Annotated in this window: 7 protein-coding genes; 5 read left to right on the top strand and 2 right to left on the bottom strand. The window is 70.8% G+C overall.

Annotated features, from left to right (window positions below; translation table 11 throughout):
- Positions 1-86 precede the first annotated feature (86 nt).
- The gene (locus AB0N07_RS26490; protein ID WP_365839141.1) at positions 87-290 is read left to right on the top strand and encodes a hypothetical protein; all 204 of its coding nucleotides are present in this window, start codon (positions 87-89) and stop codon (positions 288-290) included.
- A gap of 52 nt (positions 291-342) precedes the next feature.
- On the opposite strand, the gene AB0N07_RS26485 is transcribed toward AB0N07_RS26490, so the two are convergent.
- Positions 343-3624: a S41 family peptidase gene (locus AB0N07_RS26485; RefSeq protein ID WP_365839139.1), complete on the bottom strand. Its 3282-nt coding sequence runs from the start codon at positions 3622-3624 to the stop codon at positions 343-345.
- Between the two features lie 176 nt (positions 3625-3800).
- Here AB0N07_RS26485 and AB0N07_RS26480 point away from each other — a divergent pair, with 176 nt between their 5' ends.
- The 3 genes from AB0N07_RS26480 to AB0N07_RS26470 all read left to right on the top strand — a co-directional run bounded on the left by AB0N07_RS26480 (position 3801) and on the right by AB0N07_RS26470 (position 7466).
- Positions 3801-4397: a TetR/AcrR family transcriptional regulator gene (locus AB0N07_RS26480; protein WP_365839136.1), complete on the top strand. Its 597-nt coding sequence runs from the start codon at positions 3801-3803 to the stop codon at positions 4395-4397.
- Positions 4398-4551: 154 nt separating this feature from the next.
- The gene (locus AB0N07_RS26475) at positions 4552-6768 is read left to right on the top strand and encodes an MMPL family transporter (RefSeq protein ID WP_365839134.1); all 2217 of its coding nucleotides are present in this window, start codon (positions 4552-4554) and stop codon (positions 6766-6768) included.
- 143 nt (positions 6769-6911) lie between these two features.
- Entirely contained in the window at positions 6912-7466 is a 555-nt protein-coding gene (locus AB0N07_RS26470) for a cysteine hydrolase family protein (RefSeq protein WP_365839132.1), read from the top strand.
- Positions 7467-7472: 6 nt separating this feature from the next.
- On the opposite strand, the gene AB0N07_RS26465 is transcribed toward AB0N07_RS26470, so the two are convergent.
- The gene (locus tag AB0N07_RS26465) at positions 7473-9038 is read right to left on the bottom strand and encodes a N,N-dimethylformamidase beta subunit family domain-containing protein (protein WP_365839130.1); all 1566 of its coding nucleotides are present in this window, start codon (positions 9036-9038) and stop codon (positions 7473-7475) included.
- 228 nt (positions 9039-9266) lie between these two features.
- Here AB0N07_RS26465 and AB0N07_RS26460 point away from each other — a divergent pair, with 228 nt between their 5' ends.
- Positions 9267-11459 carry a bifunctional glycosyltransferase family 2 protein/CDP-glycerol:glycerophosphate glycerophosphotransferase gene (locus tag AB0N07_RS26460; RefSeq protein ID WP_365839128.1) on the top strand — a complete coding sequence of 731 codons (2193 nt, stop codon included), beginning with the start codon at positions 9267-9269 and terminating at the stop codon, positions 11457-11459.
- Positions 11460-11486: the final 27 nt, after the last annotated feature.

Genomic DNA, 11486 nt, shown 5'->3' with positions numbered 1-11486 from the left:
CGAAATGCGCTCCGTGGTGGGCCGTGTGAATCTGGTCGAGGCCCGGTCAAGGGCCTTCCCCCCACCCACTACGGGAGTGAACCCACATGGGTATGAAGGACAAGTTCCAGGACCAGTCGCAGCAGTGGCAGGAGCAGGCGAAGCAGAAGGCCCAGCAGGGCCGTGAGCAGGGCCAGCAGCGCGGCCAGCAGCCGCAGCGCGGCAAGCCGGGCGAGCGCATGCGGGACGAGGAGACGGAGCGGTTGCAGCGGGAAGAGCAGGACCGCTTCGACCAGGACTACGACGTCTGACGTCGACGTCCTGACTGACTGGAAGGGTGCCCCTGACGAGGGGCACCCTTTCTCAGTTCGTCCTGGGCGGGAGCTTCGGACGTGAGCGGTCCGGGACGTTGCTGTAGTCCGGAGGGGTGGCCGGAGGGTTGGTCTCCAGCAGCTGCACCGCCAGCTGGACCGCGTCGTCCAGTTGGGCGTGGCGGCCCTCCGCCCAGTCCAGGGGGGTGCGGAGGATTTCCAGGTCCGGGGTGACGCCCTTGTTCTCCACGGTCCAGCCGTAGGCGTCGAACCAGGCCGCGTTCATCGGGACCGTGATGACCGTGCCGTCGCCGAGGCGGTGGCGGCCGGTCATGCCGACCACTCCGCCCCAGGTGCGCTGGCCGATGACGGGGCCGAGCCTGAGGAGCTTGATGGCGGCCGTGATCATGTCGCCGTCGGATGAGGTCGCCTCGTCGGCCAGGGCCACCACCGGGCCGCGGGGCGCGTTGGAGGCGTACGAGACCGGTTGGGCGTCGCGGGTGAGGTCCCAGCCCAGGATCGTGCGGGACAGTTTCTCGACGACCAGTTCGCTGATGTGGCCGCCCGCGTTGCCGCGTACGTCGACGATCAGGGCGGGCCTCGACACCTCCATGCGCAGGTCCCTGTTGAACTGGGCCCAGCCCGAGCCGCCCATGTCGGGGATGTGCAGATAGCCGCAGCGGCCGCCGCTCAACTCCCTTACCACGGCGCGGCGTTTGGCCACCCAGTCCTGGTAGCGCAGGGGGCGTTCGTCGGTCAGGGGGACCACGGCCACGCGGCGGGAGCGGCCCGCCTCGCCCTCTGCCGCGGTGAAGGTCAGCTCGACCGTGGTGCCGCCCGCGCCTGCCAGCAGTGGGTACGGCCCGGTCAGAGGGTCCACCGGGCGGCCGTCGACATGGGTCAGTACGGCGCCCTCCCTGATGCCCGTGCCCGCCAGCGGTGAGCGGGCCTTGGAGTCCGAGGACTCGCCCGGGAGGATCCGCTTGACCACCCAACCCTCCTGCCTGCGGACGAGGTTGGCGCCGAGCAGGCCCTGGAGGCGCTGGTAGTGGGGCGGGCCCTCGTTGCGGCGGGCGGCGGTGACGTAGGCGTGCGAGGTGCCCAGTTCGCCGAGCACCTCGCGCAGGAGGTCCGCGAACTCGTCGGGGGACGCGACCCGTTCGACCAGCGGCCGGTACTGGTCGAGCACCGCCGCCCAGTCGATGCCGCACATCCCCGGATCCCAGAAGTACGCGCGGATGAGACGGCCGGCCTCCTCGTACGACTGGCGCCACTCGGCGGCCGGGTCGACCTCGTGCAGGATGCGGCGCAGGTCGATCCAGACCGTCGTGTCGCCGTCGCCGGACTCGGAGGAGGGGACGGCTCGCAGGTCGCCCTCGTCGACCACGACCAGGCGGGTGCCGTCGCCGCTGAGCGCGAACCAGTCGAGGTGCTCCAGGAGTTCGGACTTCTTCGCCTTGCTGATGTTGAAGTGTTCGAGGGTCGGGCGGCCGGTGGTGTCGTCCGGGTTGGCGAACGTCTCGCCGAGCGCCCCCGAGATCGGCCAGCGCAGCCAGACCAGGCCGCCGCCCGCCACGGGGTACAGCGCCGAGTACTTGGAGGCGGTGACCGGGAAGGGGGTGACCCGGTTCTCCAGCCCTTCGATCTCGACGGTGACCGTGGCGCCGTCGCCGCCCTCCTCCTCGTCCTCCACGGGATCGAGGCCCCCGGCGGCCGGCCGGCCCTCCGGGGTCAGCGCGAAGGGGGAGGGGGTCGCGGAGGACAGGGGGACCAGGTACGGGCGGCAGCCGAGCGGGAACGACAGGTCCCCGGTGTGGACGTCGTACACCGGGTCGAAGCCGCGCCAGGACAGGAAGGCGAGATAGCGGCCGTCCCTGGTGAACACCGGGTTCTCGTCCTCGAAGCGGCCGTTGGTCACGTCGACGATCAAATGGTCCTTTATGCGCGCCATCTTGATCTGCCGCAGGGAGCGGCCGATCCCCGGGTGGGACCAGGTCAGCCAGGCGCCGTCCGGCGAGAAGGCGAGGTCGCGCACCGGGCCGTTGACCGAGTGGATCAGCTCGGTCACCTCGCCTCCCCCAGACTCCGTCCGGGAGGTGCCCCCAGAGTCCTCGGTCACGTCAAGCAGCAGCAGGCGGCCGTCGTGCGAGGCGAGGGCGAGGCGCTCGCCCTGCGGGTCGGCGACGAGTTCCTGTACGCGCCCCAGTGCGCCGGAGGCCAGTCGGCGCGGCTCGCGGTCGCCGGTCGCGCGCGGCAGATAGGCGATCTCCACCGCGTCCTCGCCCTCCGCGTCCGTCACATAGGCGACCTGGCCGGTCGAGCCGAGCATCTCCGGGAGGCGGACCCGTACGCCCGGGGTGTCGGTGATCGTGCGCGCCGGGCCGTCCCGGTGGGTGAGCCAGTACAGACTGCCGCGCACGACGACGGCGCTCGCGCGGCCCGTCTCGTCGACCGAGATGCCGTCGACGTGCTGGGCGGCCGGGACCTGGTAGGTGCGCCGGCCCGCGCGCGGACCGCTCAGCCGCACGTCCAGGCGGCGCGGCCCGGAGTCGGCGGCCAGGTCGTCGACGATCCACAGGTCACCGGCGCACTGGTACACCACCCGGGTGCCGTCGCTCGACGCATGCCGGGCGTAGAAGGCGTCGTGGTCGGTGTGGCGGCGCAGGTCGGAGCCGTCGTAGGCGCAGGAGTAGAGGTTGCCGATGCCTTCGTGGTCGGAGAGGAAGGCGATCCGGCCGCCGACGAACATCGGGGAGTGCAGATGGCCCTCCAGGTCGGCAAGGAGGCGTTCGCCGTGCAGCCAGAGGCGGCCCATGGCGCCGCCGCGGTAGCGCTTCCAGGCGGCGGGTTCGTGGGGCGGGGTGCCGGTCAGGAGAAGGGTCTTGCGTTCGCCTTCGATGTCGGCGACCTGGATGTCGGAGACCGGGCCCCAGGGGAGCTTGCGGCCGGGGTCGCCGTCGGGGGAGACCTTGTAGGCCCAGGTGAAGTACGAGAAGGGCTCGCCGTGGGAGGCGACGGCGAGGATGGTGCCCCCGCTGTCCCCTTGGGAGGGTGTCCAGCCGCAGACCTGGGTGTCCGCGGAACCCCAGTAGGTGAGCCGGCGGCCCGGACCGCCGTCCACCGGGACGGTGTGGATCTCGGGGACCAGGCTGCGCCAGCTCGTGTACGCGATGGTGCTCCCGTCCGGCGAGAATCGGGGGTGGCCGAGCTTCGTGCGGTCGACGGTGAGGCGCCAGGCGCGGCCCGGGCCGTCCAGGGGGGAGAGCCAGAGGTCGTCCTCGGCCACGAAGCACAACAGGTCACCGCTGAGATGGGGCAGGCGCAGATAGCTCACCTCCCCATGCTTTTCCGCCGGATGGGGCCGGGCAACTCGTGGGAACTTACGGATCCTTCACACACGTGAGCCAGCGCACGTACGAAACGGTTTCGTTTCGAACGTGCACAGGGTATCTTCATGAACGTACGAAGCAGGCGCCGAGTCGGCGCATCCCGAGCGGGAAGGTGAGTGGCATGACTGAGGTCGCAACGGCGCGTCGCAGTCGGATCACGCCCGAGCGTGAGGCCGAGTTGTACGAGGCCGTGCTCGACCTGCTCCGGGAGGTGGGCTACGACGCCGTCACCATGGACGCCGTCGCCGCCCGCACCAAGTCCAGCAAGGCGACGCTCTACCGCCAGTGGGGCGGCAAGGCCGAGCTGGTCGCGAAGGCGGTGCGGCACAACAAGCCGGGCGGTCTGGCCCTCGGCGGGATCGACACCGGGTCCCTCCGGGGCGATCTGCACGCCCTCACGATGCGGTCGGACGACTGCGAGATGGAGCAGAACTCCGCGTTGATGCGGGGTCTGGCCATGGCGATCCACAGCAATCCGGATCTTCTGAAGGCGTTCAAGGAGCACCTGATCGAGCCGGAGATGGCGGAGTTCCGCCGTGTCGTGCAGCGTGCGATCGACCGGGGCGAGGTCCGCGCGGACAACCCTGCGGTCGACTACATGATCCACATGATGATCGGCGGGTTCGCCGCCCGCACGATGATCGACGAGCGGCCGCCGACGCAGGACTACCTCCTTTCGTACATCGACGCAGTCGTCCTCCCCGCCCTCTGCGCCTGACACCTCCCCGCACTTCCTCGCCCACCTGACGTCACCGCTCAAGTCGTCGGGCCGATCACCCCTGCCTCCCCGCCGGGCCGATCACCCCTGCCTCCCCGCCGGGCCGATCACCCCTGCCCTGAAACACCCACGACCTGACCGGGAGTACGCCTCCGTGGCCACGTTCCTCTACAAACTCGGCCGATTCGCCTTCAGGCGACGGCACTTCGTCGCCCTGTTCTGGGTGGCGCTGCTGACCCTCGCGGGAGTCGGCGCCGCCCATGCGCCCGCCGCGGGCTCCACCTCCTTCTCGATACCCGGCACCGAGGCGCAGAAGGCCTTCGACCTACTGGAACAGCGCTTCCCCGGGATGAGTGCCGACGGCGCGACCGGACGCGTCGTCTTCAAGGCGCCCGCGGGCGAGAAGATGACCGACGCCGCCAACAAGGCGACCGTCGAGAAGACGGTGAAGGAGCTGGCCGACGGCTCCGAGGTGGTCTCCGTCGCCGACCCCTACCAGGCACACGCCGTCAGCAGGAACGGCACGGTCGCCTATGCGTCGGTGAAGTACAAGGTCTCCGGCATGGAGCTCAAGGAGGCCTCCCGGGACGCCCTGAAGGAGGCCGCGCAGGATGCGCGCCACGCCGGGCTGACCGTCGAGATCGGCGGTGACGCGCTGCAGGCCGGGGCCGAGCCCGGAGCGGCCGGTGAGGTCGTGGGCCTCGCCATCGCCGCGGTCGTCCTCGTCATCACCCTGGGCTCACTGGTCGCGGCCGGACTGCCGCTGCTGACAGCCGTCATCGGCGTCGGTATCGGCGTCTCCACCATCACCGTTCTGGCCAAGGCGCTCGACCTGGGCGACACCACGTCCACCCTCGCCCTGATGATCGGTCTCGCGGTCGGCATCGACTACGCGCTGTTCATCGTCTCCCGCTACCGCAGCGAACTGGCCGAGGGCCGCGGCCGCGAGGAGGCCGTCGGACGCGCCGCGGGGACAGCCGGTTCGGCGGTGGTCTTCGCGGGCCTCACGGTCGTGATCGCACTCGCGGGCCTCTCGGTCGTGAACGTGCCGATGCTGACGAAGATGGGCCTCGCGGCGGCGGGCACGGTCGTCGTGGCCGTCCTCATCGCACTGACCATGATCCCCGCACTGCTCGGATACGCGGGCAGGAAGGTCAGGGCGACGGGCGAGAAGCGCCGCAAGAGCGCGGCCGGCACCCCCGGGAAGCCCGGTCTGGGCGCACGCTGGGCGAGCTTCGTCATCCGCCGTCCGGCCGCCGTACTGCTGCTCGGTGTGGTCGGCCTCGGCACGATCGCGGTCCCGGCCACCCAACTGGAGCTGGGCCTGCCCGACGACGGTTCGCAGCCGACGTCCACGACGCAGCGCCGCGCCTACGACCTCCTCTCGGAGGGCTTCGGCCCCGGCTTCAACGGCCCCCTGATGATCGTCGTCGACGCCAAGGACAGCGACTCCCCCAAGGCGGCGGCCGACAAGGTGACCCACGGGATCAAGGGCCTGGGGGACGTCGCCACGGTGACTCCGGCGGTGTTCAACAAGGCCGGCGACACCGCGACGATCACCGTCATCCCCGGTTCGAAGCCGTCCTCGGTGCAGACCGAGGACCTGGTGCACGCCATCCGTGACCAGGGCACCGGCATCAAGGCCGACACGGGTGCGAAGGTGCTGGTCACCGGTACCACCGCGATGAACATCGACTTCTCGCAGAAGCTCAACGACGCCCTGATCCCGTATCTGGGCCTGGTGGTGGGCCTCGCCTTCCTGCTCCTGATCGCGGTCTTCCGCTCCATCTTGGTCCCGCTCAAGGCGGCACTCGGCTTCCTGCTGAGCGTGCTCGCCGCGCTCGGTGCCGTGGTCGCGGTCTTCCAGTGGGGCTGGCTCGGCGGCCTGCTGGGCGTCGAGCAGACCGGCCCGATCATGTCGATGATGCCGATCTTCATGGTGGGCGTGGTCTTCGGTCTCGCCATGGACTACGAGGTGTTCCTCGTGACCCGGATGCGCGAGGCGTACGTCCACGGCGAGACGCCGGGCCAGGCCGTGGTGACCGGCTTCCGGCACAGCGCGCGGGTCGTGGCGGCCGCCGCGGCCATCATGATCGCGGTCTTCGGAGGCTTCATCACCTCCAGCGAGTCCATGATCAAGATGATCGGTTTCGGCCTGGCGGTCGCCGTCTTCTTCGACGCCTTCGTCGTGCGGATGGCGATCGTCCCGGCGGTCCTCGGCCTGCTCGGCAAGAAGGCCTGGTGGCTGCCGAAGTGGCTGGACCGGGCGGTGCCGAACGTGGACGTCGAGGGCGAGGGGCTGAAGACCCTCGGCGACGGCGACGCGAAGGACAGCGACCCGGACGAGGACCGGGAACTGGTACGGGCCTGACGCTCCGGCCGGTGGCGGGCGGCCTTCCGGGACCCCTGGTGCAGTGCGCTGCACCAGGGGTCTTGCCGGGTGCGGCGGGCGGTCTGGTCGCCGGGCGCCGCAAGCGCCGGGCGATTGTCAGTGGCGCCGCCTAACGTGGCGGCATGACCACTCTTCAGGAACGCCCCCGCACCGCCCTGCTGGTGATCGACGTCCAGCAGGGCGTCGTGGCGTCCGCGCACGAGCGGGACGCCGTCGTCGGCACCATCGCCGCCCTCGTCGACAAGGCCCGCGCCGCGGACGTGCCGGTCGTCTGGGTCCAGCACTCCGACGAGGGACTCGAGAAGGGCAGCGGCGACTGGCAGTACGTCTCCGAACTGCCCCGCCGCGAAGCGGAACCGCTGGTGCACAAGAACTACGGCGACTCCTTCGAGGGCACGGACCTGGAGCAGGTCCTCGCCGCGGCCGGAGTCGGCCATCTCGTCGTGACGGGCGCGGAGACGGACGCCTGCATACGCTCCACGATCCACGGCGCATTCGTACGGGGCTACGACGTCACGCTGGTCGCCGACGCGCACACCACGAACGACAACAGCAAGTGGGGCGCCCCGCCGCCGGACCAGGTCATCGCCCATACGAACCTGTACTGGCAGTACCACTCGGCACCGGGGCGCACGGCGGCGGTGAGGGAGGCGAAGCAGGTGACGTTCGGGGGCTGACGGTCGCTACAGCTCCGTCATGTTCGGGCGTGGTGCCGGACGGTGGCGGGCGGCGGGGCCTTCCGCGAAGGCGTGCAGGAGGTTCTCCGTCGTGCGGGTGACGAAGGTGCGGGTGCGGGCGTCCATACCGTGGTCCCGGCCTCCGTCGGGGGTTTCGGCCATCAGCGCCTCCACCCACCGCATGGTGCCGGTCGCGAAGACGCCGGCGCCGCTTCGCGCGGTGTAGTACGCCGAGTCGCTGCTGCTGCGAACGCCGTTGCACACCAGAGGGGAATGGGCCGTTATCTCCAGGGGGTGGGGGACGGGCGCACCAGGGGTGACCCGGTCGTACTCCACACCGACCAGATGGTCGAAGCCGTCACCGGGGCGTACGCCCGTCCCCTCGTACAGCCAGTGGTCCGCCGCGTGGACGACGTAGGGGGCGTCCACCGGATAGCCCTCGTAGAGCACGCCGGTCAGGGAGGACTCCGGGTCGGCCGCCGGGGACCGGCGGAAGTCCGTCGTCACCAAGGAGGGGTTGGTGGTGTAGCAGGGGTCGGACGGGAAGGAGGACTTGTAGCAGACCACCGTGCGCTCGGGCAGTGCCCCGCCCGGCTCCAGGCGGATCCGGCGGAAGCAGGTGTTGGCGCCCAGGAAGGCCAGGTTGGTGCCGGCGTCGCGGGCCCGGGTGATGTGCCGACGCTGCTCGGGGGTCCAGTACTCGTCGTGGCCGAGGCAGATGACGGCGGCCGCTCCGTGCAGCACCTCCGGGTCCCGGTGCACGTCGACCCCGGTGGTGTACGCAAGGGGGATGCCGAGCCGTTCCGCGAGGACCACCGCCGCCCGCTCGTACACCATGAACTTCTCCGCGCCGTCGGAGTCGTAGGGCCGGTCGAAGCTCACGGCGAGGGACCGTCCGGCGTACGCCCCGGAGGGGCCGACGTAGAGGCTGTAGCCGCCCCACCGGTTGTACGCCTGCCAGGTGGCGGGCGCGTGCATCAGCACCGTTCGGCCCGCGCCCTGCGCGGAGCGCACGATCAGCGGGACGTAGCGCTGGTGACCGTCCTCCGTGTCGAGCCGCAGCAGATACGCGCCCTCCGGCCAGCCCGTCGTCCCGAAACTCAGGGTGCGGCGCCAGTCCGCGCGGACGGTGCGGGTCTCGGTCACGAAGCCCGGCTCCGGCTGGACGCTGCCCGGCACCCGCCCGGACGACCAGACGAGCCGTGCCCCGGCTCCGCCGTACCAGCCGATACGGAACGCCGAGACGCGGAAGGACGGGGCGGTCGTGGAGACGTACAGACCGCACTCCTCGCCCGGTGTCACACTCACCCGATCGGCGTACCCCACGACGGCCGCCGCCGGACCCGGCGAGCGGATGCGCCAGTCGAGTGTCCCCGGGCGGTCCCGTTCCGCCTCGGGCCGGTGCGCGGCCGTCGTCGCCCGGGTGCCGTGGGCGGCATGAGAACGGTCGCAGGCACCGGCCGCCGCCGAGACGAGCCCGGCGCACGCACACGCCTCCAGGAAGGTCCTGCGGCGCAGCGCCGAGCCGTCCTCGGTCCCGTGCCGCGGCGTTTCCCGCCTTTCGGGGCCCATATCGCCTCCCGTGTGTGCGCACTCGCGGAGAGTCCGACCTGGGAACAGCCTGCAACGGCGCGGCCCTGGGCGCCATGAAAGGGCGAGGCCCGGGAAGGCGACGTTACTCTGTGGAACAACTGTGCCCGTGGGGTGTGAGGTGCCTCTCCCGGTGCGACGCCTCCTACGGGTCGTAGTAGCTTCGTTCGGCAGTAGTGCCAACCGCCCGTAGTCGGCCGGAGGTCATGCGTGGAGCCGTCCCAGGAGCTGATAAGCCTCGTTCTGCCGGTGTACGGCGTGGAGGAGTATCTGCGTCCCTGTCTGGATTCGATGCTCGGGCAGTCGTTCTCCTCCTTCGAGGTGATCGCCGTGGACGATGCCTCGCCCGACGGGTGCGGGGCGATCCTCGACGAGTACGCGAGCAGGGATCCGCGGATCCGGGTCGTGCATCTGGAACGCAACGGCGGGCTCGGCGAAGCCCGTAATGCGGGGCTGGAACTTGCTCGCGGGGAATATGTCTGGTTCGTCGACAGTGACGACCTGATCGCCGACGACTCGCTGGCCGCGATAGCCGACAGACTGACCTCGACCCGACCTGACGTGCTCTTCTTCGACTACGCACGACTGTTGCCCGAGGGCGGGGTCGAGCCCGCTCCCCGCGCGCACCTGCTGCGTGATCCGCCGCCGCCCGAGGCGTTCGAGCTGCGGAGCCGGCCCAGTGTGCTCGAGCTGATGATGACCGCGTGGAACAAGGCGATCCGCCGTGACTTCCTGACCGGTCTGGGTGTGCGCTTCGGACCGGGGCTGTACGAGGACCTGCCGGTCACCTACCCGATCCTGGTGGCCGCCGAGCGAATATCGCTGCTGGAACGGGTCTGCTACGTCTACCGCGAGCGGCGTACGGGCGCGATCACCACCACCGTCAGCGACCGCCACTTCGACGTGTTCGACCAGTACGAGAAGGTCTTCGCCTTCCTGGACGAGCGGGGCGCGGCGGCCGAGGAGTTCCGCGGCCGGCTGTTCGACCGGGCGATCTGGCACTACACGACCATCATCGACGAACCCGGCCGGGTCCCGGCGGCCCGGCAGCGCGAGTTCTTCGCCCGGATGGCAGAGCACTTCGCGCGCTTCCGGCCCGCGGGCCACCCCTATCCGCCCGGCGCCCGAGGCGTGAAGTTCCGCCTGGTCGAGCGGGGTGACTACCGGCTGTTCGCCGCGCTGCGCCCGGTCAACCGGCTGCGCCTGAAGGCCGGCCGGGGCGTGCGCGGAGCGGTCGGCGCGGCACGGACGGCGACGCGGCGGGCCCGCGCCCTGCCGGCCCTCCTCTACTACGAGGCGTACAAGCGCCTGCCCGCCGACGACGAGCTCGCCGTATACGCCGCCTACTGGTACCGCAGCTACTCGTGCAACCCGCGCGCCATCTACGAGGCGGCCCGCGAACTCGCCCCGGACATCCACGGGGTGTGGGTGGTCCGCAAGGACGCGGTCGCCTCGCTGCCCGCCGGGGTGGACCACGCCGTCGAGGGTTCGCTGCGCTCCCTGCGCGTCCTGGCGCGGGCGAAATACCTGGTCAACAACGTCAACTTCCCGCACACGGTGTCCAAGCGCCGCGGCTCGGTGCATCTCCAGACGCTGCACGGGACCCCGCTGAAGGCCATGGGCCTGGACCAGCAGCACTACCCGGTCGGCGCCCAGGGGATGAACTTCACGCGGCTGCGTGAGCACTCCGCGCGCTGGGACTTCCTGCTGTCGGCCAACCCGCACTCCTCCGAGGTGTGGCCGCGCGTCTACCCCGGCAGCTACGAGCTGCTGGAGACCGGCTATCCCCGCAACGACCGCTACTTCCGCACCGGCCCGGAGGAGATCGCCGCCATCCGCGCCCGCCTGGGCATCGAGCCCGGCCAGACCGCCGTGCTGTACGCCCCGACGTTCCGGGAGTACGGGGGCGCCGGTCCGCTGCCGGATCCGTCCCGCCTGGCGGCCGCCCTCGGACCGGATCACGTGCTGATGCTGCGCTCGCACTACTACGACGCCGAAGGCGCGAAGGCGGGCGCGGAGGGGCGGGCCGAGGGTGCCGCGCGGGTCGTCGACCTCTCGTCGTACCCGGTCGTGGAAGACCTGTGCCTGGCGGCGGATGTGCTGGTGACCGACTACTCGTCGATCATGTTCGACTACGCCTGCCTCGACCGGCCGATCGTCGTCTACGCCCCGGACTGGGAGACGTACCGGGCGACCCGGGGCGTCACCTTCGACCTGCTGGCCGAGCCGCCGGGCGCCGTCGCGGAGAGCGAGGAGCAGCTGATCGAGGTGTTCCGCTCCGGGGCGGTGACCTCCGGCGAGGCGGGGGAGTTGCGTGCCGCGTTCCGGCGGCGGTTCTGTGCGTTTGATGACGGACATGCGGCTGAGCGGGTTGTGCGGCGGGTGTTCCTCGGCGAGAAGTGACAGGTCGTCGATTGTCTGCGGGCTCGT

The organism is Streptomyces sp. NPDC051172 (genome assembly GCF_040682555.1).
Classification (GTDB): Bacteria; Actinomycetota; Actinomycetes; order Streptomycetales; family Streptomycetaceae; genus Streptomyces.
The sequence above is the reverse complement of the archived record's forward strand: the minus strand, read 5'-3'. Positions and strand labels throughout refer to the sequence as shown.

Bases quoted from the DNA above. Each gene is read 5' to 3' on its own strand.
- AB0N07_RS26490 (WP_365839141.1), top strand. From the start codon at position 87: ATGGGTATGAAGGACAAGTTCCAGGACCAGTCGCAGCAGTGGCAGGAG.
- AB0N07_RS26480 (WP_365839136.1), top strand. From the start codon at position 3,801: ATGACTGAGGTCGCAACGGCGCGTCGCAGTCGGATCACGCCCGAGCGT.
- AB0N07_RS26470 (WP_365839132.1), top strand. From the start codon at position 6,912: ATGACCACTCTTCAGGAACGCCCCCGCACCGCCCTGCTGGTGATCGAC.
- AB0N07_RS26465 (WP_365839130.1), bottom strand. From the start codon at position 9,038: ATGGGCCCCGAAAGGCGGGAAACGCCGCGGCACGGGACCGAGGACGGC.